Here is a 24,233-nt window from a genome sequence, read left to right as displayed (position 1 = left end):
CGTCGACGGCGTGGCTAGGGCTTACGGAGTTGATATTCTCAAGAGAGCTTTTCACACATAGGTTGTCAATGCACTTAAGTCGCGTCAATGGAAAGTTGCGTCCTCTCTCATTCACTGAAATCTTCAAAGGGTCGTTGGCAAAAAGGCAGCCTCATTGATTATTCAGAAAATTGCTCACGCTGCACTCCCAGGTGGATTGGCCGGATCAATTGCTTGGAATGCAGCAAAATGTGGCTGGAAAGAGATCTGGTAGATTCAATAAAAGGTTTTCCGCTCAGGACATTGGAAAAACATGGCAAAGAATACTCGCAAAGAACCCTTAACTTTTCCGAGCAGCGGTATTTTCAGTACTTTTGTTACTTATATTGCCTCTGCCTTGAACACTATGGTTCACCGGCACGGAATGGATACTCAACGGCTCACAGGATATCCCTCTTGAGTTTTTCTGGTGGTTCTTAGGGCAGCTCATCTTCTTTTCTGGATGGGTCGCGGTTATTCAGTGGAAAGAAAACCACGATCACTAATACAAGCAAAATTTAAACATTGGGCTGGGGGCGATGCTAGGCCTACCACCAGCCCAATGACAGTTACCTGACTTGAAAATAGGGAACTTCAAAAATGAAATCCAATCACATTGTTGTTGCCATGCTATTTTTCTCTTTTCTTGTGCCGATTCAACCAGAACAGAACTTGCTGCCCTCTCCACACCCTCATTCTCAGATTTCGCTTGCAAAAGATAATGGAAGAACCCAACAATATCGGGGAATACTCTGGTGCTGGCATCAGCATCGTTGTGTCAACATTAGTCGCAACTTTCGCCGGAGCCACGATTCACCAACTACACTGCCATCAGCAGATATTGGAGCATCGTCTTGACGTGAGTAAACGCGAAGCAGCGCATTCCTCATCGCACTTGCTGAGCTTGAGTCTCAAACGCCACGCAGAGTCCGCCCGATGATCATGACACTCGAAGCAGATGTTTCTCAAATCCTTGCAGCAACAGACTGTGTCAGCCGTGGACAGTTCACTTCAAAAACAGCAAGATCCGGAGCATTTGGCTGATCCAGTGGGCGAAACCGATGACGAATAGTTTTCACCGAGCATGAAGGAGTGGCGGGAAGAGAAATCTCTTCCCGCCACTCCTTCATGGGGCATCGATCAGGCCAAAGCTGGTCCGGAGTCTGAATGCGGTTCGCCGTCCATTGACGGGGCGGCGTCCTCAACCTCGGAAGAGCCCGGAACTGTCGAAACAGGCTGAGCCAGTCCATCAATCTCAGCTGCACCTGACGATGGCTGAGCTCCTGACGGAAGCTGATAGTCCGAGTCATATCCGGTGAAAGTAAAGGACATAGGGATATTGTCCTCATCCACATCCACCAGGATCGTATCGCCCTTCTTGAACTCCCCATACAGAAGCTTCTCGGAAAGAACATCCTCGATGTCGCGCTGGATCGCGCGACGCAACGGACGCGCACCCAGAACTGGATCGTATCCGCGATCAGCGAGCAGGTGCTTGGCCTTGTCGGTCAGCGCAATCGACATCCCTTGATCCGCTAGACGGTTGTCCAGCTTGCCGATCATGAGATCCACGATTTGCAGGATTTCCTTCTTCTCCAGCTGCGGGAAGACGATTGTGTCATCTACACGGTTCAAGAACTCCGGACGGAAGTGGTTCTTGAGCTCCTCATGCACACGAACTTTCATGCGCTCGTAAGTTCCGCGAGTATCCTCGTCGAACTGGAAGCCAGTAGCCACACCACGAGCAATCTCTTTCGCACCAAGGTTGGTAGTCATGATGATGATCGTGTTCTTGAAGTCAACTACGCGTCCCTGAGAATCGGTCAGTCGGCCTTCTTCAAGAATCTGAAGCAACGAGTTGAACAGATCGGCGTGAGCCTTTTCAATTTCGTCGAAGAGGACAACGGAGAAAGGCTTACGGCGCACCTTCTCAGTAAGCTGGCCGCCCTCGTCGTAGCCGACGTATCCCGGAGGGGCACCGAAGAGGCGTGACACCGTGTGCTTCTCCTGATACTCCGACATGTCGAGAGTGATCAGGGATTCCTCATCACCGAAAAGGAACTCAGCGAGTGCCTTGGCAAGCTCGGTTTTTCCAACACCGGTTGGGCCAGCGAAGATGAACGAGCCACCTGGACGGTTCGGATCTTTCAAGCCCGAACGCGTACGACGGATCGCTTGCGAGACTGCCTTGATGGCATCGTCCTGACCAATCACGCGCTTGTGAAGTTCTTCTTCCATGCGCAAGAGCTTGGCCGATTCTGCTTCGGTGAGCTTGAAGACTGGGATTCCAGTGGTCATGGACAGAACTTCGGCGATGACGTCCTCATCCACAACGGACACAGAATCGAGATCCCCTTCCTTCCACGCCTTTTCACGCTCTTGGCGCGTTTCAGTGAGCTTTTGCTCAGTATCGCGAAGCGCTGCGGCCTTCTCGAAATCCTGCCCGTTGATGGCAGCTTCCTTCTCTGCCTTCGTCGCCGCAATCTTTTCGTCGAGTTCACGCAGCTCTGGCGGCGCTGTCATCTTCTGGATCGCCAGGCGGGCACCAGCCTCATCGATCAAATCGATTGCCTTATCCGGCAAGAAACGATCATTGATGTAGCGGTCAGCCATAGTGGCAGCAGCTTCAAGAGCCTCGTCAGTGATGGTGACATGGTGGAAAGCCTCGTAACGATCGCGCAAGCCTTCGAGAATAGCAATCGTTTCTTTCACACTCGGCTGCTCAACCTGGATTGGCTGGAAACGACGCTCAAGTGCAGCATCCTTTTCGATGTACTTGCGGTACTCATCAAGTGTGGTTGCGCCGATAATCTGCAGTTCGCCACGAGCCATCGCTGGCTTGAGGAGTGATGCGGCATCGAGTGCGCCTTCAGCAGCACCAGCGCCGACGAGTGTATGGATTTCGTCAATAAACAGGACGATATCGCCACGGTTGTTGATTTCTTTGAGGATCTTCTTCAACCTCTCCTCAAAGTCACCACGGTAACGTGACCCCGCCACAAGCGATCCCATATCCAATGAATACAGTTGCTTGTCCTTGAGAGTTTCGGGAACGTCACCGGAGGCAATAGCCTGAGCCAATCCTTCGACAACGGCAGTCTTACCAACGCCTGGCTCACCGATCAGCACTGGATTATTCTTGGTACGGCGTGAGAGAACTTGCATCACGCGCTGAGTTTCATTGTGGCGGCCAATCACAGGGTCAAGCTTGTGCTCACGTGCCATGACGGTGAGGTTGCGCCCAAACTGATCGAGAATCGTTGAACCAGCTTTTGTCCCCTCACGGCCACCGCCAGCGCCGACGCCGACTGCTTCTTTGCCTTGGAAACCGGAAAGCAACTGAGTTACTTGCTGGCGTACCTTTGGCAGATCAGCGCCAAGTTTCACTAGAACCTGTGCAGCAACGCCGTCCTGTTCTCTGCAAAGTCCAAGCAAGATGTGCTCGGTTCCAATGTATGAATGGCCGAGCTGAAGTCCCTCACGCATAGCGTACTCGAGAACCTTTTTGGCGCGTGGCGTGAAGGGGATGTGTCCGCTCGGTTGTTCCTGACCCTCGCCAATAATCTCGACAACCTCAGTGCGCACATCATCGAACGTCACATTCAACGATTCCAGTGCCTTCGCAGCAACGCCTTCGCCTTCTTTAATGAGGCCCAGCAGGATATGCTCCGTGCCCAGGTAGTTGTGCTTGAGGCCACGAGCTTCCTCCTGCGCCAAGACGATGACTCGCCTTGCGCGGTCGGTAAAGCGTTCAAACATGTCACTCCTCTTTTCCTAGCTCCAGCATGTGGAGCCTTTTCAACTACCTAATTAAACTGTATTGCACACCAAACCTTCCAACCGTTTCGCCACTGGCGTGAGTGCAGGCGATAAAAGCTGAGCACATATCACTCAACTTTGCGTATAAGCTCGGTGAACACAGTCACCTCGCATTTGGGTCTGTGCGTTCAGCTACACCTCGACGAGAATAGTGAACGGGCCGTCGTTGACGAGTTCCACATCCATCATTGCTCCAAATTTTCCAGTGTAGACGTCGATTCCGTAGCCGCGCACTGCTTCCACCACACGATCAAAAATCGGTTCCGCTACCGCCCCAGGCGCCGCATGAGACCAGCCCGGCTTCGTTCCTTTGCGCACATCGGCATAGAGAGTGAACTGAGAAACCAACAATACCGGCGCACCAGATTCTTGCGCACTCACACGTTTCGCAGGATCGTCAGTCTCGTCTCCACGCAACACTTTGAGCTGGGCGATCTTGCGCGCAGTTTTATCGATCTGTTCCTGTCCGTCCTGCGGCGACACCCCGATTAACACCATCAATCCGGCGTCGATATCGCCAGTGATATCGCCAATATTGGGCTCGTCGTCGCGATAGACGGTGACTTTGGCGCGCTTGACGCGCTGGATTACTGTCCTCATTTTTCCTCCTCAGTTGGCCGACGCCGGTGAGTCAGAGTTCGGGCGCTGATCCTAACGCCAACGCCCCATACGCTGACGCTCAGGTCCGATGTAGTACACGATCCCCACCGCCATCACCAGCGTAATCAAACCACCCATCGGAAGTCGATACATAAAGTCAGCGACGATGAGAACCAGTGATACACCCATCCAAACCAACCAAAAGTTTTTCGGTTGAGAAGCAGCCCACCACCGATCTGCTGGGCGCAATGCCGCGTCAAGAAGCGAAAAGGCGGCACCGATAAACAAAAGAACGGGAATGAAATGAGCTAAAATCAACGAAAGCCAGTACGTCACTTGCGCCCCCGTAACTCAGCCCCTGGACGCGATGCTGGCGACACCGAGCTCTTCCCCTCAGGAGAGACGATAACCTCCTGCGATGCCGTGTATGCGCCTACTGACAAAAGCTCGTCCACTGGCGTCGATCGCTTGAGCAACGCCAGTGCAACTGGTCCTTCGTCGACATCACGAACAACAGAGGTCAGCACACCAACTTTGCGACCGCGGCCACTGACGACTTCTGTTCCCGGTTCGGGCAGGTCTGTTTGCGGCCCTTCAAGATAGAGGTACGTCAAGCGGCGCGGAGGGCGCCCAAGATTGACGATCTTCGCTACTGTCTCTTGCCCACGGTAGCATCCTTTATTGAGATGGATCGCTGTGCGCAACCAGTCAAGTTCGTGAGGCAACACGCGCTCAATACTCCCCTCGGCACCCATTCGAGGACGCCGATCCACTACGCGATTCGCCTCCCAGGCGAGTAATCCTGCTGGGGTGAGACCTGCTTGCCCGAAGGCTGAACGAACTTCGTCATCATCCGCCCTAGGGACGACAACGAGCGTCCGATACGAATCAGCAGCTGGGTGGATAGTATCTGAAATCCCGTAGTCTGCACCGCCGACAGCAGTGCGCGGCCATGGATCTTCCCACACAAGCAACGCCTTTTCTGCCACAGCAGCTGGTAGCGACGACGCCGGCGCCCCTGTACCGAAAATCGTGACGTCGTTGCGTTCAACCACGTCTACACGCAACATAAAACGCATCGAATTGAGAAATGCCGCAAGCGATTCACCCCGATCACCATCAGTGATGAGCCAGACCTCATCCTCAGTAAGTTGCACACTCGCGGCTTCTTGGACATGCCCGTTGGGATCGAGGATCAACATTTCGGACGCTTCACCGACAGCGAGCATCGAAAAATCACGAGTGGACAGATTCGTCAACCAAGTCAGACGATCTGCACCTGACACCGTCAGGATATCGAGGTGCCCCAGATCGGTATACGCGCGTCCCGCACGCAATTGACGCTGTTCAGCGAATGGGGAACCGTAGTGAGCAGGAACTCCTGTTAGTTCGTCGATTACAGCGCTCACTGATCATCCTCATCTTGGGGGCGCTCGTCGTCGCCCAGAAGGACGACGTCGGTGGCATTCGTATGCGACAAACGTCCAGCGAGGTAGGGACGAAGTTCGGACCCGAATGCTTCCATGTCGTAGGCGTAGAAGAGATCGGAAGCAACATTGCCAGCCATCAGTTTGGCAGAGGTAAACTCCGCTCCCGACGCACTTCGAGCAACAGCGTCGGTGACCATCTGAAGGCGGGGGCCGTTAATGAGACCGACCCACAATTGTGTGTTACCCGCGGGGGAAGCCACCATTGCTTCAACTGCACTCGACCCGTCGGCACGCTTCTCAACGTTCGGATTCACACGAAGATACCCGGTGGTCACCGACCACAAGCGTTCCTTCGTCAACTTGGCATATGTGGTAGTTCCGCTTTCTTCCTTATCAACGATTTCAGCAGGCTCAGCCGCAAGCCAGATTCGAGATTCATAACGCAGGTACGGGCCACCGTCAGTATTTTCGATCGTCACCTCGTGGACGTATGCCGCAGCGTCAATGTTGTCGTATTCCAGGATACCGCCGCCAACCCAGCGATCCACCATCCAGGCGAAGGGGTAGGTTTCCGGTGCAAGAGTGGGGTGAAGATTAAACATGTCTCAAGGCTAGAACACAATGAGCGCAATCGCGAAGGTAACCACGCCAAGCGTTGAATGTGGGATAAACGCGCGCGCCGCTCCGGCGAGGTTCCGGCTGGAGATCTCCAGAGCATCCGTTGCACGCCACGTGAGGAAATAGGCCGCGCCGACAGCGAAACCGAGCACAGCACCTGCAAGCATCGGAACATTTGTCAACCATGCCATTGCTGTTGCCACGGTGACGCCGTTAAGAAAACCGAGGAGCGGAGAGTAAATAGAGTCGAAAGCGTGCATCAACGACACCACGGCAATCGTCACGGCCACTGTGGTGATAAGATCCTCCCCCATTTGTCCTGCAGCGACACGAATCCACATCGCAGCCGATATCAACGTCACAACGCCAAGGAGGAGGCCAGAAATTTGCTCGACGCGTTTTCCACCAAGATCCTTCCGTGCCATTTCCGTCACGAAGACACCCATGAGTCCGGCAGCGCAGACCACGGCAAATGAGCGAATGTCACCGAAGAGTCCTGCACCGATTGCAGCCACGAGCGTAAGGGCAAGAAGCGGATATGCTGCGGGTTTGTTTGGCAAGCCGACGAGGTACGGCCACCCTGCCACCAACGGCAAGGCAATAACAAGTACACCGATCGCCATAATAGAGCTACTCGTGACGCCTGCGACAGCTAGCGCTGCCGCTCCGAGCACACCTAATACGCCACGCGTGTAGCCCGGATGCATCTCGATCAACGATTTCTTCTCTGTTTCACTCACATCGTTATTCTTCCACGGTTCACGCTTCATCGCTGATGGTGAAGTGATCCTGGCGGGGTAGCGCGTGAGGAAATCGATGAGTAGGATGGAGGCACGGCATCGGGCTGTGAATGCCCCGGGCTCCAATAATTGCCACTTCGAGTGGCCTTCGCGCCGACAGGCGCACTCTGGCTCGATGCCCTTTTCAGAAGAATGTGTGGCGCAAACGATCGTTTGCGCCACACATTCTTCTGTTTTGCTTTACATCACCCAAAGCGACCCGAAACATAGTCCTCGGTCTGCTGGTTGTCCGGATTGGAGAAGATCTTCTCCGTATCTGCATACTCGATGAGATGACCAGGTGTGCCGGTACCTGCAATGTTGAAGAATCCGGTCTTCTCGGAAACGCGTGCGGCCTGCTGCATATTGTGCGTAACGATCACGATCGTGTAATCCTCGCGGAGCTCTTGCATGAGGTCTTCGATTGCCAGCGTCGAGATCGGGTCGAGAGCCGAACACGGTTCATCCATAAGGAGGACTTCGGGTTTCACAGCGATTGCACGAGCAATGCACAGACGTTGCTGCTGACCACCCGAAAGCGACGAACCAGGGCGATCCAGGCGATCCTTGACCTCTTCCCATAGGTTCGCTCCCTGCAGCGATTCCTCAACGATAGCCTCGGCGTCAGACTTTGACAGCTTCTTGTTGTTCAAGCGCACGCCCGCCAACACGTTTTCTGCAATCGACATTGTTGGGAACGGGTTCGGACGCTGAAATACCATTCCCACGTGGCTACGGACGGCCACAGGATCCACACGTGGAGCATAAATATCCTCACCGTCGATCAGCACTTCGCCTTCCACGCGTGCACCCGGAATCACCTCGTGCATACGGTTCAATGAGCGCAAAAATGTTGACTTTCCGCATCCCGAAGGCCCGATTAGTGCCGTGATTGATCGCGCCGTGATGTCAATATTGACATCCTCTACTGCAAGGTGGGTGCCATAATAAATATTGAGTCCGCGAGCTTGAATACCTTCCACGGGTTGTCCTTTCCTTTGTTGCACTGACACCCGAGGCCGGGGAGGCAGTGCCGAAATTCTTTATCACACGACGTCAGTGAGAGCCGAGGTCGGCTGGGCGTATTCCACGTCGCCTTGTTATTCGCCAGCGGGACGGAATTTCTTCGCGATCCAGCGAGCCGCCATATTCAGGAGCAATACCAGCAAAATCAACACCAGAGCACCTGCCCAGGCCGTTGCTTGATTCCCCTTCTTGTACTCGTAGTAGACATACACAGGCAATGTCAGCATTTGACCAGTGAACAGGTTGGTCGAATAGTGATCGGTAGTTCCGGCAGTGATCATCAGCGGGGCTGATTCTCCGATAACGCGAGCAACCGCAATCACCACGCCCGAAATGATGCCAGAGGCTGAGGTGCGAAGGACAACTTTGTTAATAGTGCGCGCCTTGGTCACACCCAGAGCGTAGGATGCCTCACGCAACGAGTGAGGAACGAGACGCAGGTGCTCTTCCGTATTGCGGATGACGATCGGTGTCATGAGGACCACGAGCGCAACCGATCCCGCCAAACCGCTTTTGAACTGCGGCTCACCGAAGATGTAATAATTCGCCAGCGGGATCATCGCTGCCGCGAACAAACCGGCAACAATTGAGGGGATGCCCGTCATAACATCGACGAGGAAGGTCACCGTTTTTGCGAACGGCCCTCGACCATATTCGACCAGGTACACCGCGGTCAGAACACCAAGGGGAACGGCGATAAGCGCTGTCACCCCAGTGATCAGGAGAGTCCCAACGATAGCATGACCGGCTCCTGTCACCATGCCCGGGATCGAAGAACCGAACGTTGTGGCAGTGAAAAAGCCAACTTCGCTCATTCGCGACCAACCGTTAGCTACCACGGTGTAGAGCAAGGACACAAGAGGAATCACCGCGAGAACGAAAGTTGCAACCACGGCCGAAGCTGCCACCCGGTCAGTACCATACCGGCGTCCTTCCACAGCAAAAGCCGCCACGATTGTGAGGGCGATAAAAATGAGGAGTGCCCATATACCCGCCGCGATCCAATCGGCGTGCGGAGCGAGGATTACTTCGACGATCACACCGATCGCAATCGCGACTACTGCCGCAACGTATGGGAAGGATGTCGGCAATTGCTTCTGATCTGTGACAAATGAGGAACGTTCACCAAGAATCGGTTGTGTTATCATGCGTTAGCTCCTGAGAATTCAGAGTAGCGGGCAACGATTGCGCGTGCCACAAAGTTCACGCCAAAAGTAACGACAAAGAGCACTAGGCCAGTGGCGACAAGAAAATCGGCGGCGAGTCCAGATGCCTCAGGAAAACGCAGAGCGATCTGGGAGGCAATCGTCGAATGTTGCCCTGGTTTGAGGAGATTGAAATTTATCTGTAAACCAGGCGAAAGCACCATGAGCAATGCCATCGTCTCCCCCAGCGCACGCCCCAAGCCGAGCATTGTGGCCGAGACGATTCCGCTCCGACCGTGTGGGAGAACCACCATACGGATCATTTCCCAACGTGTGGCACCCAAACCGATGGCAGCTTCTTCTTGGAGCCGCGGTGTTTTGAGAAATACTTCGCGTGTAAGTGACGTCACGATCGGCAAGATCATGATCGCCAGAATGATCCCGCCCATCAGAATGTTGCGCGCGGGAGGAGTAAATGCTGCCGAATCAGGTTGAATGGGCCACCACGCGAAATTTTCGGCCATGTAGCGCAGACCTGGCAGACCACCGCTCCACACTGTATGCCCATTGACGATCTTTTGAGTTCCGGCAAGGAACTCAAAAAGTGGAGTCAGGACAGTGGAAATAGTGTGGAAGATTCCGCGCATCAGCGGTTCTAGGCTCCACATGCCCCACAGACCGAAAACAACGGAAGGAATCGCTGCAAGGAGATCAATGACGTAGCCAGCAATCGATCCCACGCGCTTGGGAGCGTAATGCGAGATAAAAAGTGCGATCCCGACAGCAAAGGGGACGGCAATGACTAGTGCGATCACTGAGGCCAGGACAGTGCCAAAGAGCGCTGCCGCTGTGAATCCCCAAAATCCCATACCGCGCGCGAATGAGACGTCATTTCCGATCGTCGCTGAATCTGCGAGGAACGCGTTCTGGCTCGACATTCCCAAGAAGATCGCCACCCCTGCGAGAAGCAGAAGCATTGTTGCTGCAGCCGCCGTCGCCACCCACTTGTAGGCTGTGTCAGTTGTGGACGGCTTGCCCACCAGTATCATTTTCTTCGCCGACGCGGCTGGCCTGTCCAGATTTTCACTCACATTTTCTCCTTACGGGGCACACCGATCAGATGTGCTCCGAACTTGTCACTTGCCGATCAGATCGATAGCTGCGTTCACTTTTTCGCGCAGTTTGTCTGAGATCGGCGCGTTGCCACCGTCAGCCTTGGCCGCGATTTCTTGCCCTTCTTTCGAGGCCATGTACTCGAAATAGGACTTGACGTTTGCTGTGTCGGAAGCATTGGGATAGCTAGTACATGCCACGAGGTAAGAGACCAATACGATCGGATACGCGCCCGCAACTGACCCGTCACGTTTGAGATCGAAGGTGACACGACGATCTGTTGCGTCGGAGGTCATCGGGGAGTCGTCAACAATTTTTGCGGCAGCTTCGGGGGTGTACTTGAGATATTCGCCTGCCACTTTGACCCTGACGGTCCCCAGCTGACCCACTTGCGAGGCATCCGCATATGTCACTGCGCCTGGGGTGGACTTGGTCAGCTCAATCACGCCAGACGTTTGCTCTGCCGACTGTGTGCCTTTGATTGGCCAAACATCCGATGGCTTTGCCGTCCACTCATTTTTTGCCGCCTGGGCAAGGTACTGCTGGAAGTTCTTTGTGGTTCCTGAGTCATCTGCGCGGTTAACCGGGATCACGGGAAGATCAGGAAGTGTGATTCCGTCGTTCTGGAAGGCGATCATCGGATCGTTCCACTTGGTGACCTTGCCCGAGAAGATCTTTGCAATCGTGGCGGCATCGAGGTTCAAGTGCGTGATACCCGGCAGATTGAAAGCGATCGCGATGGGAGAAATATAGAGAGGAAGCTCAAGCGGATCGGAGGAACAACGCTCAGTCGCTTTCTTCACTTCATCTTCTTTCAGCAGGGAATCAGTTCCCGCAAAAGCAACCTGGCCAGCAATGAACTGCTGGCGTCCTGTTCCTGATCCGGTGGAATCGTAATTCACACGAGTCCCGGTGTTTTTTGTGAAGTGGTCACGCCACGCTTGCTGAGCATTGACCTGCGATGATGCACCAGAGCCGTTCACTGTGCCCTTCGTCATGCCTTCCATAGCGCCAACGGAAGCACTGTCCTGTGATTTTGAAAGTGAGCCGACCGACGGAGCTCCACACGCAGTCAGAAGAGTTGCCAGAGCAATCACACTAACCGATGCGCGAGCTTTGCCTGAAAGATTCATGATTCCTTCATTCCCGAGGCGAACCTCAAATGTGCGAGGGCGGATCCCCCGCTCTGAGACTTAGCCTAAAAAATCCAAGGAAACACGGACGGTGCGGTTAAGTAAACAGTTGGTGAACAATAAACTCAAGCTGATGGCCGCAGACGTTCAAGAGCGACGACATTTCGTCCAATTTTCTGCTGTACCTGCGCCTGATTCGTGGAGCCGAGCGGATGTGGTGGGTTGAGCTCATGCACGAAATTTTCACTGGTTGCCGACGCCGATGCCGACGCCGACGCCGATGCCGACGCCGACGCCGACGCATGGCGTGTTACGTGAGCAATGATCATTTCACCTGTTTTGAGCCATGGATCTTTTTTCGGAATCTGCGAAAAAACCTTCGCCCGAGTGTAGTCCTGAAGCACCTCCATCACCGCAGGCAGTGTTGGCCGGTGTAACGAAATCACCGCAGGTAAGTCAGACTGCTCAAAACGGTTCCGCATCCACGCAGTAAATCGTTGTGGATCAGCAACAAATGCTGATTCAGTCAGCTCGTCAACCACTCGAACCACGCTACCGATTGCTCGTGCGTACGGAGCGACAGTGTCGACACAGCGAATCCACGGTGACGAGATAATTTCTTGAATTCCGTATGCTCCAAGCGTCATTACAAGATGACGCGCACGTGCAGAACCGGCTTTCGTCAGTGGCCGGTTGTGTTCAGTAGCATGAGGATTTTGTGCCGCCCACGAGGAGCGCGATTTTGCACGCGCATGGCGAATAAGCACAATCGGTATCGTCTCAAGTGTCCCAGCGCTATGAGCCCTGATGAGTTTGTTCAGGATCTTGCGGTCATCATCCCGAGTCAGTTTCTTTTCTGCCTCTGAGGCAGCTAGCCATCGACGATCGTCAATCTCTCCCTTATTCGCTACCCATCCACGCGGGCGGACATCACGAATCGGTGATTGCGGTGGAGCGACAGTGGCTGTCCAATATCGGACTTCTTTATGGCGTCCGTCAGGCAAATCGTCGTATTGCCGGCCGAGGGGCTGACCAAGAATGGGAACAATCCCGGCTTCTTCAGTGACCTCTCGCACTGCACACTCAACTAAAGATTCACCGGTTTTCACTTTCCCTTTTGGAAATGACCAATCGTTCCACTTGGGGCGGTGGATTAAGAGAACTTGGAGAATTCCGTGACGAACTCTCCATACCACAGCCCCAGCCGCATGAACATCGATCGATGCGCTCACTTCGCTTTCACCCGATCGCGAGCGCGGCGCATCAATATCTCCTGAATATCTTTAAGGCGATTTCCCTCGGAATCGTGGGCAACATGGTGCCATCCATCACCATCGAGACGCCACGAAGCGGTTTCGTCAGAACATGCAGTTCTGACGAGATCGATGAGGAATTCGATTTGTTCAGGTTCGACGATTTTGATGAGCGCTTCGATACGACGATCAAGGTTGCGATGCATCAGATCAGCAGAACCGATCAGAACATCCGAATCACCGTCATTGCAGAATGCATAGACCCGTGAGTGTTCAAGGAAACGCCCAAGGATGGAGACAACCTTGATGTTCTCCGAGAGCCCTGGAATTCCGGCACGCAGAGCACAGATGCCACGAACCTGAATCTGGATATTCACTCCATGCTGGGAAGCACGGTAGAGCGCATCGATGATGGTCTCGTCTACAAGAGAGTTGGCTTTGAGAAGGATCCAGGCGTCTTTTCCTTCTTTCTTGTTCTCCATCTCGCGTTCGATTCGTTCAACGAGCCCTGTACGGATCCCCGTTGGCGCCACGAGGAGCCTGTGGAATTTAACCTTTGGCGCATATCCCGACAGTTGATTGAACAAACGGGTGAGATCTTGTCCCACATCTGGATCACATGTCAGGAGGCCAAAATCTTCGTATCCGCGGGCAGTCTTGGGGTTGTAATTGCCTGTCCCAACATGACAGTACCGACGCAAGCCATCAGGTTCTTGGCGTACGACCAACGAAAGTTTCGCGTGAGTCTTCAATCCAACAATGCCATAGACCACGTGAACCCCAGCCTGCTCAAGTTTACGAGCCCATTCAATATTGGCTTGTTCATCGAAGCGCGCTTTGATCTCCACGACTGCAAGGACTTGTTTTCCGGCATTTGCCGCCTTAATCAAAGCATCAACAATCGGGGAGTTACCGGATGTGCGGTAGAGGGTTTGTTTGATTGCAAGAACCTTCGGATCTGCAGCGGCTTGTTCAAGGAAACGTTGTACAGAAGTGGAGAAGGAATCGTAGGGGTGGTGTAAAAGGACTTCCTGACGATTCATCGCACGGAACACATCCGGTGGAGCTGATGTTTCGCGTTCAGCAAGCCCTGCGGCAGTCACAGCAACGAACTTTCGGTACTTCAATGTCGGACGATCCAGATCGTGGATAGAGTTCAATCCCGTCAGATCCAGCGGTGTGGGGAGCCGGAAGACATCTTCTTCTCGGACCCCCATCTCACGCATCAACAAGGTCAACACGTGCTCGGACATATCTTTAGCCACTTCAAGGCGAACCGCAGCACCGAATCTGCGGCGTAAAAGCTCCTTCTCAAGCGCCATCAGAAGGTTTTCGGCGTCGTCTTCTTCCACTTCGAGGTCTTCATTACGAGTGACTCGGAATGTGGCAAACTCCAACACTTCCATGCCGGGAAAGAGCGTATTGAGATGAGCGCCAATCACTTCTTCCAGCGGCACGTAATAGGTACGACCATGTTCATCTGTTGGCACGTCTTCTGGATCATAGGGGCGCCCCTCTGAGTCCACCGCGATGAATCGCGGAAGCAGGGCAGGTACTTTTACCCGAGCGAAAAACTCTTTTGAGCTCTTCGGATTACGCACGATCACAGCGAGATTCAGCGAGAGGCCAGAAATATACGGGAAGGGATGCGCTGGATCCACTGCTAGGGGCGTCAGTACAGGGAAAATCCGACGTCGATAGAATTTACGCATACGATCCTTGGATGACTCTTCAAGCTCATCCCAGTGTTGGATAACGATGCCATTTTCAGCGAGTTTCGGTGCAATATCTTTACGGAAAACTTTCGCATGGCGAGCCATGAGTTCCTTGGCTCGCAGGTTAATGCTATCGAGCACCCTGCGAGGACTAAGACCCGAAGCGCTCGGCGTGGCCATTCCCATAGCAATGCGCCGCTTCAAACCAGCCACACGCACCATGAAGAATTCATCCAGATTCGAAGCGAAAATTGCTAAAAACCAGGCTCGTTCTAGGAGCGGAAGATCCTGATCTTCCGCTTGTTGGAGGACACGCTCATTGAATGCGAGCCAGCTCAGCTCACGATCAGCGAAACGCCCCTGAGGAAGATCAGATTCTTCGTTCTCCATCAATCTTTCAGACGCCTGTGCCAAGGTTTCGGTAGTCACCGCTGATCCGAGGACTGCTTTCTTCTGTTTATCGACCTGCTGCGGATCAGCACCCGCGCGCCAAAACTGGGTTGCGTCTTTCACTTCAAAAGTTGGTTCGTTTTCCGCCATCATTTTCCCGTTCCTCAGTTCCTCGTTCGATCGGCCACATGGAGCCGACCCTTGTGGAATTAGTGCAATTCACCTTTTCGATAAGACTGAGCGGCGTGGAGAAACTCTCGTGATGTCGTGGTCATCGCCGTCGTTCTTAATGTCACTTCAGTAGCGAGCGGGTGGGCATCATTCGTAATCCATGTTGGCTCGACTTCTCCCAAAACTGACGTCAGATGCGCAGAATCAGCAAGCACTTTCCCAAAGTCTCCTAAATATGCGCCCTTGAATACTTCCGCCCACTGTGCACGCACCTGCTGCGGATCCACTTTTGTCTCCCGTGACGTTGCTTTAGCAGCTGCCGCCAGACGATCACCTACCACCTGAGGATAACGGCGAATCCATTCACTCAGAAGAAAACCGCGCCACAGGATACCCGGCAACGAATCATCGGGAGAGCGAACCCACGATTCTGCGACAACGTCGATTCCTTCAGTTGCCACCATGCTCAAAATTCGGTTTTTCACTTCGGGGTCATCTTCACGAAATACCCCGTCAAGTGGCACAATCGCTTGTGCCGTGGTGTGAGCAAGCTCGGAATTGTAAGCCGTATCCGATTCACCCTCGATTCGCTCAATCTGTTCTGCTTCAAGCTGCGCTGGACGCCGTGGACGAGATGACATGACTACTCCTTCGTGTTATTTCTATTGTCTCCCACACTCCCTCCTGCCGTCGATACCGAATCCCGATCCGTGGGCTGTGATGGCGCAGAGCGAAATTGTGGAAAATTTCTTTCTTTCTGACTTCACAAAAATGTCGAACACGCGCTAGAGTGTGGGGGTGGATGTTTCATCCCATGGGCCTCTAGCTCAATTGGCAGAGCAGTGGACTTTTAATCCATGGGTTGTGGGTTCGAGTCCCACGGGGCCTACAGAAAAGCGGCGATTAATCGCCGCTTTTCTTATTTTTCAATCCTGCACCTTGCCTACGCCTTGCGAAGCGTGGATTATAAGCCAGAAGCGTTGTTCCGGCCTAATCCAACTCCACCTCAGCAAAAAGCCCGAGATGATCCGAAATAGTAAACCGACGGGTGTGTGCATCTTTTGCACTCACACCAACACCAAGAAGGTGATCGATTTGTTTGGTCGGTTCCGAGGCCGGGAAAGTCAGTCCTTCTGCTAGTTGTGCAAACTGTGGCAGTGACTCCCCCATCCACCATGGACGATCTTCTTTCACTAACTCTGCAGCTTTTGTGAGTAGATGCTGACTGACGTCGTTAACAATGCCTGGATCAGTGTTGAAATCGCCAGCAAGAATCATGGCAGGAAACACACCACCTTTTGGTGTCACTGCAGTGCCCTCTTCAAATGCATCCTCCGCGTGGGCTTTATCTAATCTGGCAACACGCGCAAATCCTGCCAATGCAACCGCAAGCTGCACTCGAAGAGTAGTTGTTGATGCCTCAAGATGGGTAGAGGCAAAAATGAGCGGTTTTCCCGAATCAGAGGTTTCAAGATATGTCACACGCCGCGGCTGTTCCGGCTTGAAACGCAACCCGCCAACATACCCCTTTTGCCCGGTGCGTAGAGCCCACTGAACCTTTGGAAGCTCAAGGTCGTGTACACGAGTAATCGGTTTACGCGAAAGGATTGCAATTCCAGTACCGAATGTTGTGCGGGAAAAGTGGTGATACATCTGGAGTTCGTCGGCAAGGATCTTCGCTTGGTCAACAAAATTCGAACGAATATTCAAACGATCAGCTTCCTGTAACGAGAGCAGATCAAGTTCTTCTTCTTTCAGCTCCTGTGCTAATGCAACGAGAGCCTTCGATGAAGGACGCCATCCATCCGCGGTTGTGCCATATTGAAGATTGAATGTGCCGATTCTCACGATCAGCCCTCCGCCCCAGAAACAGAGCCGTCATCCGCAACGAATGTCAAACACGCCGAATTCATACAGTAGCGCAGACCAGTGGGAGTCTGGGGAGCATCGGGGAACACGTGCCCGAGATGCGATCCACACGAAGCACAACGCACTTCTGTTCGAGGCCGCCCAGGCAATGATGTGTCCTCAATGTACTCGACAGCATCTTTCTCATCCGGATCAAAGAATGAAGGCCACCCACAGAACGAATCGAACTTGGTCTCAGACGTGAATAGCTCTGATCCACAGGCTTTGCACAGGTACATTCCCGAACGGTTCTCATTCAAAAGAGCGCCTGTGCCAGGCATTTCGGTCCCGGCAGTGCGCAAAATATTGTATTCGAGAGGGGTGAGCTGGGCTTTCCACTCTTCCTCAGTGCGTGCTTTGGGATACTTCTTCTCAGTCATTTTCGCCTCCTTGAGCCGCCTGCGATTCGCTAGCGGTGTCGCCAGATTCTACCGCGGTTGTGTTCCCTTTCGCCGCGATTTTAATGTCATCAACCTTGCGATTGCGTTCTTCATAGGCTTCTTCACCTGGGCCTGCATATGTTTCTGCTCGTTGTTCGTTCTCAGGAGAACCCGAGAAAAGGGAGGCTTCGTGGCCGGGTTTCACATTCGCGGTCGTAGTCAATGGCGTGGTCAGAGGAGTTTCGTGAGTTTCTTGGGTAGCAGATTGGCTCAGCCGCTGCGCAATAGACGTACGCTTAAACTTCCCGGAGCTGGCGAACTCTCGTGCCGCTTTCGCCATCGACTTTCCGCGGTTCGTTATCTTTCCCGACGGCGTTCCTGCGGAAGCCGTTGCGGTTGCAGAGGGTGTTGCACGTTGAGCCGACTTTCCATCGATATCGTCAGGAGTCGACGCCAACTCTGCTTTCTGCGCAAGGATTTTCATCTCAGTAGCGGTGAGCACTCGTGTGGACTGAACATCTTGTTTTTCCAGTTCGAAGGTGGAGGGGTAAGTCGGTGTACGCATCGCAGTCTGCGACTCGTGCGCTTGTTGCTTTGCTCTCTTTTCCTCCGCCAGGCGCGCTTCAACGAGAGCGGTTGTTGCCTCACGTGCCTCTTCAATGGAGACACTCTCATGGCGATATTCTCGCTGATGGGGGATCGATTGGCGCGCTTCTTTTTGAATCCATAAAACAATTTGTTCGCGTAGGTAATTCTTCAAATCGACCAGCGTGGAGGAATCCTTTGCGGAGATCACCGCACGAACGACAAGGTTTGTCCCATTGGCGTCACTAACTTGAAAAACGCCGAGGCGACCGTCCCAAAGATCGGAATTGGCTAACAATCGCTCCACCTCCAGACGCATCGCCTGAACAGGAACCGCCCAGTCCACTTGCCAAGTCACATCGCCGTACATTTCGGGTGCACGCCTAGTCCAGTTTTGGAACGGTTGTGAGACAAGACGCTGGGAAGGAACGATAATTCTCCGTCCGTCCCAAATCGCAAGAACCACGTAGGTCAAAGTAATTTCTTCAACCGTTGTGTAATTGCCTTCGAAATCAACAATGTCACCAACACGGATCGAATCAGAGAAGGCTAACTGCAACCCGGCAAAAACATTACTCAGTGTGCCTTGCGCGGCGATACCAGCGACCACAGATAACACGCCCGCTGAGGCTAATAAGGATGCTCCCGCAGCCCGAGCGCCAGGGAATGTTAAGAGCACTGCAGCGAAGCCAATTAACCAGATCGCAACTAAAATCACCCGATGCAGGATCTGTGTTTGTGTTTCAATCCGGGCGGCCTTTGAACTCGACAGTTCATTGACGCGTGCATAAATGGAAGTGACCACGCCTTTCGCAATCGAGGCGACAAGATACGTGCCAGCGATAATGGCCGCGATAAGGAACGTTTGGCTTGCATACGCGAACCAATAGGGTTCGACATCCTGTGCGGTGTTTGCGGCAGCAAAATTAAAACCGAACCACGCTCCAATCACGATCAGCAACAAGTCGATTGGGCGCGCAACTGCATGGATGATCGGCTTCAGGTGCTTGCGGCGAGTAACCATCGCCGTCAGAACCGCGATAGAAACTAGGCCAACGATCAGACCAGCAACCGCACCAACCCCGACCCCAATGACTATCTGCATGACATCAAAAGACGCTTCGACTACTTCATGAGCTTTTTCCTCCAATGACGACGGCGACGGCGACGGAGTGGGTGACGGTGTCGGAGACTTCGCCATAACTGCTTGGGCAAACCAATGGGTGAACATGTCTTAAGCCTACCGAGAAGGTATGACAGTTTTTGCCCACCACTGGAGATTCCCAGCATCTTCTTTCGCAAAGTGTTGAAATATCGCCATTTTGCAGAGTGTCGCACGTCACACTCTTTTGATTTTGCAAAACCCCCACAATTCGGGCTAAGCTAATACCCGTTCCACCGAGGATTCGGAACGAGCAAGTAACCAACTTGTTGGTTATCTAGGCCCCCATCGTCTAGCGGCCTAGGACCCCGCCCTTTCACGGCGGTAGCACCGGTTCGAATCCGGTTGGGGGTACTGCTTCACCAGAAGCACGCGAAAGCAAAATCTGGCCCTGTAGCGCAGTTGGTTAGCGCGCCGCCCTGTCACGGCGGAGGTCGCGGGTTCAAGTCCCGTCAGGGTCGCGGAAGAATCGCCCGGTTTCCGGGCGTTTTTTCTCACTGGCTCTGTAGCTCAGTTGGTAGAGCGTTCGACTGAAAATCGAAAGGTCACCGGATCGACGCCGGTCGGAGCCACCAAAACCCCGAGAATCATTGATTCCTCGGGGTTTTGTTTTTGCCAATAAGCTCCCGCGTCTTACATCGTCAATTCCCAGCCGCTCATCCCTCGACGCACTTGTTTCTCCAGGGCGTCCATGAATGCTGGCGCATCATTCGCCACGGGGATATAGGTAAAGCCGGTGGCCGCCCCGCCCGCATTGACAAATTCGCCACGATTCAAAATATTGATTTCCTGAAGTGTCTCAAGACAATCTGTAGCAAAACCTGGGCATACCACGTCAAGGCTCCTCACACCAGCAGCCCCAAGCTCACGCACAGTATCAATAGTGGCCGGGCCTACCCACTTCGCCGGGCCAAAGACTGATTGATACGTTGTCAGAACACCGCGGCCATATTCCGATTCGAGACCGAGCCGGCGAACCACAGCCTTCGCCGTCGCCTCACACTCTCGAACATACGGATCGCCACTATCCACCATCGCTTGCGGCAAGGAATGAAAGCTCAAAATCAAACGCTCACCCTGCGCAAAATCTGGCCGAGCACCCCGCTTTTCCCAGACATTCTCAATCGCACTTGCGACAGCCTCAATGTAAAGCATATCGGTAGGAAAAGAACGTACCATCCGAAACTCCAGCTGATCGCGATTCTCTAGTGACCACCGAGACACTTCGTCCATCACACTCGCCACCGTCGTCGCCGAATACTGTGCATACATCGGCATCACCAACACGCGTCGGTAGCCACGCCGCTGCAGGTCAGTGAGCATCTGTCGAACGGTGGGTGCCGAATACCTCATCGCGAGGAAGACATCGGCGTCTGCCCCCAAGCGCCGGTCAAGATCGGCACGCTGAGCCTGACTCCAATGCATCAATGGTGACCCCACAACCCCCTCACCTGCTTTTTCTCCCCAAATCTGAGCGTACAAAGAAGCCGCATGACGCGGTCGGACACGCAAAATAATCCCTTCTAAGATTGGCCTCCATAACGCAGGGTGCATCTCAATCACGCGTCGATCCGTCAGAAATGCGCGAAGGAATCGGCGCACATCTGCAGGCGCTAACGAATCCGGTGTCCCAAGATTGACCAACAGCACTGCCGGCTTCATTGCCGCAGCATATAGGGTCGCGAATGTATTGACCATGAAGCTACTTTACTGAACGCCAGATGGATTCTCTAATACGCTGCGTGATCACGCATACCTCTTTATATACTGGCTGTGACCTTCCACCCGCGAACAGTCCGCGAACAGTCTGCGAACAATTTTCACTCCTCCGATCGAAAGTCTGCGATGTCCTCCACGCATTTACAGCGCCTCCTTGACGGTAATGCTCGGTTTGTCTCGAATACCCCGCATACGCCTGCAATCAACCTCCGTCAGTCCCTCGTGGCCGAACAACACCCATTCGCAGCAGTTATGGCGTGTGCGGATTCGCGTGTCGCACCGGAGATCATTTTCGATCAGCCACTGGGAGCCATCTTCACCGTTCGCACTGCCGGACATGTTCTCGACTCAACAGTTATCGCGTCGCTTGCATACGCTGTCGACCATCTCGGTGTAGAAATCGTGGTGGTTGTCGGCCACGAAAGTTGCGGCGCGGTTCAAACAGCACTCCAGGCACCCACGTCGGGATGCCTGTCAGAGGCAATTGTGCCGGTCTTGCGCACGCTCGATGCTCCTGCTCCCACTCCAGCCGACGTCGAACGAGCTCATGCGCGTGCCACCGCAGATACTCTTCGCACCCAGCTCAATGTGCCGACGGTAGCGTTGCGCTACCAGCTGGCGTCAGGAAAAGTCGAAGAACTCTAGGAAAGATCTCCCAGATTTCACATTCGAGCACGCCGTAAACTAGCGTCATGAACGTGATATGGGATATGGGCGGCACGCTCATTGATACGTATTCTCCGGTCAATGCGTTATTTGCGGCGAAAATTGCCGACGCCGGTGGTGAGATTTCGCCTGCAGGCGTGGCAATGTTGACCCGGCGTTCGATCTCCTCAGCGATTCAGACACTTGCACAACGTTTCCCCATTTCAGAGGGCGAATTACACGCAGCATACGATTTTCTCAAAGATTCCTGGCAAGACACTCCTGCCCCATTAATTCCCAAAGCACGGCGAGCCTTGGAAGCAATTGTGGACGACGGCGGAATGAATGTTATCGTCACTCATCGCGATCGCCCATCAGCCACAACACTGCTTGAACAACACGATCTGTCGCATCTCATCTCCGATATGATTTGCGCCCCCGATGGATTCCCACGCAAACCTGATCCGACAATGTTCCTTGAGATGCTTGATCGCAGTAGTCTCAAGCCATCGCGCACACTCGCTGTCGGCGATCGAGAAATCGATGTGGCAGCAGCACACGCTGCGGGTTTGCGCGCAGCACGCTTGGCGCCTGACGGTATTCGCACTCAGACAAAAGCTGATTGGACAGTCCACAACCTTCTTGAGGTTCCATACTTGCGGTAGGTAGTGCCTACGGTGCTGTCACCGTCAGCGAAAAGAAACAGGCGGCCGAGATTTTTCTCGGCCGCCTCGTCACATCGCTTTTGACAGTGGGAACTTTACTTGAGCACCGCAACTGCTGAATCGTAATCCGGTTCCTCGGTTAACTCCGCAACTTGTTCGGTATACGCCACCGTGCCCGTCTCGTCGATAACGACGACGGCGCGCGAAAGTAGTCCCGCAAACGCACCCTCGCTCAGAGTCACGCCGTAATCCTCCCCAAAAGTTGAGCGGAACGCCGATGCTGGCAGAACGTCGTCAAGCCCTTCAGCAACGCAGAAACGCGACGCAGCGAAAGGTAAATCCATCGAGACGCACAGCACCACTGTATTGTCTAGGGAAGAGACACGAGAGTTAAAGTGCCGAACTGATGCTGCGCACGTTGGAGTATCCAGAGACGGGAAAATATTCACAACAACACGCTTACCCGCGAAGTCTCCCAGTTTGAGTTCGGCTAAATCCTGACCAACGAGTACAAAATCAGGAGCCGACGTCCCAACGTCGGGTAGTGAACCAACAGTTACCGCGGACTTGCCGCCAATGGTGATCTCAGACATGCGTCCATCCTATGCGCGGCAGTGTCGCAGTCGGCAGACGTGAACGCCGAGAGCGAATTCCCTGTACTCACGCGCGCAAAGGGCAAGTGTCTTATACCATAGAAAGGTAGTAGTGGCGCCGAGTGGGTGCCGCATTAAGGAGCCAAACGTGACATTAGAGAACAATCCGAAGCAGGGGCCATCAATCGGCGAACTGGTCGCAAAGATCACCGCACAGTTCTCAGCGCTCGTGCGCGACGAACTGAAATACGCCACAGTTCAGCTCCAGGCAAAGGTCACGAAACTTGGCATCGGTGGCGCATTACTAGCCGTTGTCGGTGTGCTCGCTTTCTACCTGCTCACCCTTTTGTTGGGTGCAGCGGTCGCCGGTTTTGCACATGTCATGCCAGTGTGGGCTGCTTTCCTCACAGTGGCTGGGATCCTGCTCCTCATCATGGTTATCCTAGCGCTCGTGGCGCTGGCAAAGTTTAAGTCGTCCAAGCAAAACATCGTTGATCCGAAGGCGGGTCTGACAAAAGACGTGGACGCAATAAAGAAGGGATTCACGAAGTGAGCGAAGCAGTGAACAGGGTTCAGGCGGCTGCCGATGCATCTCGTAAGTCTGCTAAGGACTACGAAGTGCATAACGATACCCCCGATAACCGCACACCCGAACAAATCGAAAAAGATATGCAACGAGTGCGCGATGAAATGACGGCGACAGTCAATGAACTGGCAGCGAAGCTTGATCCGAAGCGTCTAGGAGAAGATGCCAAAGCTGCGGCGTCTGCCAAGGTCAATACTGTCAAAGAGAAAATAACAGGGCTTTTTGTCGACGCGAAGAACGGCGATCGTCAAGCTATCGGCATCCTTGCCGCAACATCAACCGTCATTCTTGGTGTGGTAGCGCGAGCAATCTTCAAGAAATAGGTTTATCCACAGATAAGTAATTGAGCACAGTTCGGCTCCAGCGAACGTTCCACGTAGAGTTCACACGCGGAAACGAGTAAACTGAGGCCGGAAATTGATGTGAAGCATTTGGGGCACCATGCCCCTTCGAGAGTTGAGGGAGGTCGAGCCTATGGGGCGCGGCCGTCAGAGAGCCAAGCAGCGTAAAGTAGCACGCGATCTTAAGTACTTCAGCCCGGAAACCGATTACCAGGCACTCGAACGTGAACTGACTTCTCACAATGAGAAGGATGATGACGTCAGTGATTGGGAGGAGTACGATCCGGATCACTACGAGGTTCCCCCAGCAACAGATGACTGGGATGAAGACGACTGGAAGTAATTCCAGCTCGTACTGACGTAAGTGGAGGGGGGGGGCCAATTGGCGCGCCCCCCCCCTTAGGTTTTAGTGGGGGCCCCCCCATTGATTCTTGGGAAT

Annotated in this window: 23 protein-coding genes and 4 tRNA genes; 9 read left to right on the top strand and 18 right to left on the bottom strand. The window is 53.7% G+C overall.

Annotated features, from left to right (window positions below):
- Positions 1-1,158: 1,158 nt before the first annotated feature.
- The 13 genes from ACTOVJ_RS02450 to ACTOVJ_RS02390 all read right to left on the bottom strand — a co-directional run bounded on the left by ACTOVJ_RS02450 (position 1,159) and on the right by ACTOVJ_RS02390 (position 15,851).
- Complete coding sequence (locus ACTOVJ_RS02450; protein WP_449501783.1) at positions 1,159-3,777, bottom strand: ATP-dependent Clp protease ATP-binding subunit; 2,619 nt, start codon at positions 3,775-3,777, stop codon at positions 1,159-1,161.
- A 192-nt stretch (positions 3,778-3,969) separates the two neighbouring features.
- The gene (gene dtd / locus ACTOVJ_RS02445; protein WP_449501784.1) at positions 3,970-4,437 is read right to left on the bottom strand and encodes a D-aminoacyl-tRNA deacylase; all 468 of its coding nucleotides are present in this window, start codon (positions 4,435-4,437) and stop codon (positions 3,970-3,972) included.
- 51 nt (positions 4,438-4,488) lie between these two features.
- Complete coding sequence (locus ACTOVJ_RS02440) at positions 4,489-4,773, bottom strand: hypothetical protein (RefSeq protein WP_449501785.1); 285 nt, start codon at positions 4,771-4,773, stop codon at positions 4,489-4,491.
- Positions 4,770-5,846, bottom strand: coding sequence for a CAF17-like 4Fe-4S cluster assembly/insertion protein YgfZ (ygfZ, locus tag ACTOVJ_RS02435; protein ID WP_449504039.1), 1,077 nt, complete (start codon positions 5,844-5,846; stop codon positions 4,770-4,772). Before ygfZ ends, ACTOVJ_RS02440 begins: the two co-directional genes overlap by 4 nt.
- Positions 5,843-6,469 (bottom strand): heme-binding beta-barrel domain-containing protein, encoded by a 627-nt coding sequence (locus tag ACTOVJ_RS02430; RefSeq protein WP_449501787.1) that lies wholly within the window; start codon positions 6,467-6,469, stop codon positions 5,843-5,845. The genes ygfZ and ACTOVJ_RS02430 overlap by 4 nt, the downstream gene beginning before the upstream one ends.
- Before the next feature lie 9 nt (positions 6,470-6,478).
- Positions 6,479-7,225 carry a hypothetical protein gene (locus ACTOVJ_RS02425; RefSeq protein ID WP_449501788.1) on the bottom strand — a complete coding sequence of 249 codons (747 nt, stop codon included), beginning with the start codon at positions 7,223-7,225 and terminating at the stop codon, positions 6,479-6,481.
- A gap of 245 nt (positions 7,226-7,470) precedes the next feature.
- On the bottom strand, positions 7,471-8,247 hold the full coding sequence (pstB, locus tag ACTOVJ_RS02420; RefSeq protein WP_449501789.1) for a phosphate ABC transporter ATP-binding protein PstB: 777 nt from the start codon (positions 8,245-8,247) through the stop codon (positions 7,471-7,473).
- A gap of 117 nt (positions 8,248-8,364) precedes the next feature.
- Positions 8,365-9,438 carry a phosphate ABC transporter permease PstA gene (gene pstA, locus ACTOVJ_RS02415; RefSeq protein ID WP_449504040.1) on the bottom strand — a complete coding sequence of 358 codons (1,074 nt, stop codon included), beginning with the start codon at positions 9,436-9,438 and terminating at the stop codon, positions 8,365-8,367.
- Positions 9,435-10,526 carry a phosphate ABC transporter permease subunit PstC gene (pstC, locus tag ACTOVJ_RS02410; RefSeq protein WP_449501791.1) on the bottom strand — a complete coding sequence of 364 codons (1,092 nt, stop codon included), beginning with the start codon at positions 10,524-10,526 and terminating at the stop codon, positions 9,435-9,437. Before pstC ends, pstA begins: the two co-directional genes overlap by 4 nt.
- A 45-nt stretch (positions 10,527-10,571) precedes the next feature.
- Positions 10,572-11,681: a phosphate ABC transporter substrate-binding protein PstS gene (pstS, locus tag ACTOVJ_RS02405; protein ID WP_449504041.1), complete on the bottom strand. Its 1,110-nt coding sequence runs from the start codon at positions 11,679-11,681 to the stop codon at positions 10,572-10,574.
- 125 nt (positions 11,682-11,806) lie between these two features.
- Positions 11,807-12,913 (bottom strand): NUDIX hydrolase, encoded by a 1,107-nt coding sequence (locus tag ACTOVJ_RS02400; protein ID WP_449504042.1) that lies wholly within the window; start codon positions 12,911-12,913, stop codon positions 11,807-11,809.
- Positions 12,910-15,189, bottom strand: a complete 2,280-nt coding sequence (locus ACTOVJ_RS02395; RefSeq protein ID WP_449504043.1) for an RNA degradosome polyphosphate kinase — start codon at positions 15,187-15,189, stop codon at positions 12,910-12,912. Before ACTOVJ_RS02395 ends, ACTOVJ_RS02400 begins: the two co-directional genes overlap by 4 nt.
- Before the next feature lie 59 nt (positions 15,190-15,248).
- Positions 15,249-15,851, bottom strand: a complete 603-nt coding sequence (locus ACTOVJ_RS02390) for a hypothetical protein (protein WP_449503124.1) — start codon at positions 15,849-15,851, stop codon at positions 15,249-15,251.
- A gap of 175 nt (positions 15,852-16,026) precedes the next feature.
- Here ACTOVJ_RS02390 and ACTOVJ_RS02385 point away from each other — a divergent pair.
- Positions 16,027-16,099, top strand: a tRNA-Lys gene (locus ACTOVJ_RS02385).
- 101 nt (positions 16,100-16,200) lie between these two features.
- On the opposite strand, the gene ACTOVJ_RS02380 is transcribed toward ACTOVJ_RS02385, so the two are convergent.
- The 3 genes from ACTOVJ_RS02380 to ACTOVJ_RS02370 are packed head-to-tail and all read right to left on the bottom strand — an operon-like array spanning position 16,201 to position 19,314.
- The gene (locus ACTOVJ_RS02380; RefSeq protein ID WP_449501795.1) at positions 16,201-17,058 is read right to left on the bottom strand and encodes an endonuclease/exonuclease/phosphatase family protein; all 858 of its coding nucleotides are present in this window, start codon (positions 17,056-17,058) and stop codon (positions 16,201-16,203) included.
- A gap of 2 nt (positions 17,059-17,060) precedes the next feature.
- Entirely contained in the window at positions 17,061-17,498 is a 438-nt protein-coding gene (gene msrB, locus ACTOVJ_RS02375; protein ID WP_449501796.1) for a peptide-methionine (R)-S-oxide reductase MsrB, read from the bottom strand.
- The gene (locus tag ACTOVJ_RS02370) at positions 17,491-19,314 is read right to left on the bottom strand and encodes a mechanosensitive ion channel family protein (protein ID WP_449504044.1); all 1,824 of its coding nucleotides are present in this window, start codon (positions 19,312-19,314) and stop codon (positions 17,491-17,493) included. Before ACTOVJ_RS02370 ends, msrB begins: the two co-directional genes overlap by 8 nt.
- A 212-nt stretch (positions 19,315-19,526) precedes the next feature.
- On the opposite strand from ACTOVJ_RS02370, the gene ACTOVJ_RS02365 reads away from it, so the two are divergent.
- The 3 genes from ACTOVJ_RS02365 to ACTOVJ_RS02355 all read left to right on the top strand — a co-directional run bounded on the left by ACTOVJ_RS02365 (position 19,527) and on the right by ACTOVJ_RS02355 (position 19,820).
- A tRNA-Glu gene (locus ACTOVJ_RS02365) sits at positions 19,527-19,599 on the top strand.
- Positions 19,600-19,632: 33 nt separating this feature from the next.
- Positions 19,633-19,706: transfer RNA gene (locus ACTOVJ_RS02360), tRNA-Asp, on the top strand.
- A 38-nt stretch (positions 19,707-19,744) separates the two neighbouring features.
- Positions 19,745-19,820 (top strand) — tRNA-Phe (locus tag ACTOVJ_RS02355).
- Positions 19,821-19,878: 58 nt separating this feature from the next.
- Here ACTOVJ_RS02355 and hemH read toward each other — a convergent pair.
- A complete protein-coding gene (gene hemH, locus ACTOVJ_RS02350) occupies positions 19,879-20,943 on the bottom strand; it encodes a ferrochelatase (RefSeq protein ID WP_449504045.1) in 1,065 nt (354 codons plus the stop codon).
- Between the two features lie 147 nt (positions 20,944-21,090).
- Between hemH and ACTOVJ_RS02345 the strand changes: the two genes are divergently transcribed.
- Positions 21,091-21,609 carry a carbonic anhydrase gene (locus ACTOVJ_RS02345; RefSeq protein WP_449504046.1) on the top strand — a complete coding sequence of 173 codons (519 nt, stop codon included), beginning with the start codon at positions 21,091-21,093 and terminating at the stop codon, positions 21,607-21,609.
- 47 nt (positions 21,610-21,656) lie between these two features.
- Positions 21,657-22,274, top strand: a complete 618-nt coding sequence (locus ACTOVJ_RS02340; RefSeq protein WP_449503069.1) for an HAD-IA family hydrolase — start codon at positions 21,657-21,659, stop codon at positions 22,272-22,274.
- 95 nt (positions 22,275-22,369) lie between these two features.
- On the opposite strand, the gene tpx is transcribed toward ACTOVJ_RS02340, so the two are convergent.
- The gene (gene tpx, locus ACTOVJ_RS02335) at positions 22,370-22,867 is read right to left on the bottom strand and encodes a thiol peroxidase (protein ID WP_449504047.1); all 498 of its coding nucleotides are present in this window, start codon (positions 22,865-22,867) and stop codon (positions 22,370-22,372) included.
- 148 nt (positions 22,868-23,015) lie between these two features.
- Between tpx and ACTOVJ_RS02330 the strand changes: the two genes are divergently transcribed.
- From ACTOVJ_RS02330 to ACTOVJ_RS02320, 3 genes are all read left to right on the top strand, one after another.
- Positions 23,016-23,420 (top strand): phage holin family protein, encoded by a 405-nt coding sequence (locus tag ACTOVJ_RS02330; protein WP_449501802.1) that lies wholly within the window; start codon positions 23,016-23,018, stop codon positions 23,418-23,420.
- Positions 23,417-23,776 (top strand): DUF3618 domain-containing protein, encoded by a 360-nt coding sequence (locus ACTOVJ_RS02325; protein WP_449504048.1) that lies wholly within the window; start codon positions 23,417-23,419, stop codon positions 23,774-23,776. The genes ACTOVJ_RS02330 and ACTOVJ_RS02325 overlap by 4 nt, the downstream gene beginning before the upstream one ends.
- Before the next feature lie 151 nt (positions 23,777-23,927).
- A complete protein-coding gene (locus ACTOVJ_RS02320) occupies positions 23,928-24,137 on the top strand; it encodes a DUF3073 domain-containing protein (RefSeq protein WP_449501804.1) in 210 nt (69 codons plus the stop codon).
- The last annotated feature ends 96 nt before the right edge of the window (positions 24,138-24,233 follow it).

The organism is Arcanobacterium sp. (ex Cirak et al. 2026) (genome assembly GCF_053585065.1).
The sequence above is the reverse complement of the archived record's forward strand: the minus strand, read 5'-3'. Positions and strand labels throughout refer to the sequence as shown.

What these genes read in the sequence shown, in the direction of transcription:
- ACTOVJ_RS02450 (WP_449501783.1), bottom strand. Translation starts at nt 3,777, where the DNA reads ATGTTTGAACGCTTTACCGACCGCGCAAGGCGAGTCATCGTCTTGGCG.
- dtd (WP_449501784.1), bottom strand. Translation starts at nt 4,437, where the DNA reads ATGAGGACAGTAATCCAGCGCGTCAAGCGCGCCAAAGTCACCGTCTAT.
- ACTOVJ_RS02430 (WP_449501787.1), bottom strand. Translation starts at nt 6,469, where the DNA reads ATGTTTAATCTTCACCCCACTCTTGCACCGGAAACCTACCCCTTCGCC.
- pstA (WP_449504040.1), bottom strand. Translation starts at nt 9,438, where the DNA reads ATGATAACACAACCGATTCTTGGTGAACGTTCCTCATTTGTCACAGAT.
- pstS (WP_449504041.1), bottom strand. Translation starts at nt 11,681, where the DNA reads ATGAATCTTTCAGGCAAAGCTCGCGCATCGGTTAGTGTGATTGCTCTG.
- ACTOVJ_RS02395 (WP_449504043.1), bottom strand. Translation starts at nt 15,189, where the DNA reads ATGGCGGAAAACGAACCAACTTTTGAAGTGAAAGACGCAACCCAGTTT.
- ACTOVJ_RS02390 (WP_449503124.1), bottom strand. Translation starts at nt 15,851, where the DNA reads ATGTCATCTCGTCCACGGCGTCCAGCGCAGCTTGAAGCAGAACAGATT.
- msrB (WP_449501796.1), bottom strand. Translation starts at nt 17,498, where the DNA reads ATGACTGAGAAGAAGTATCCCAAAGCACGCACTGAGGAAGAGTGGAAA.
- ACTOVJ_RS02370 (WP_449504044.1), bottom strand. Translation starts at nt 19,314, where the DNA reads ATGTTCACCCATTGGTTTGCCCAAGCAGTTATGGCGAAGTCTCCGACA.
- hemH (WP_449504045.1), bottom strand. Translation starts at nt 20,943, where the DNA reads ATGGTCAATACATTCGCGACCCTATATGCTGCGGCAATGAAGCCGGCA.
- ACTOVJ_RS02345 (WP_449504046.1), top strand. Translation starts at nt 21,091, where the DNA reads ATGTCCTCCACGCATTTACAGCGCCTCCTTGACGGTAATGCTCGGTTT.
- ACTOVJ_RS02340 (WP_449503069.1), top strand. Translation starts at nt 21,657, where the DNA reads ATGAACGTGATATGGGATATGGGCGGCACGCTCATTGATACGTATTCT.
- tpx (WP_449504047.1), bottom strand. Translation starts at nt 22,867, where the DNA reads ATGTCTGAGATCACCATTGGCGGCAAGTCCGCGGTAACTGTTGGTTCA.
- ACTOVJ_RS02320 (WP_449501804.1), top strand. Translation starts at nt 23,928, where the DNA reads ATGGGGCGCGGCCGTCAGAGAGCCAAGCAGCGTAAAGTAGCACGCGAT.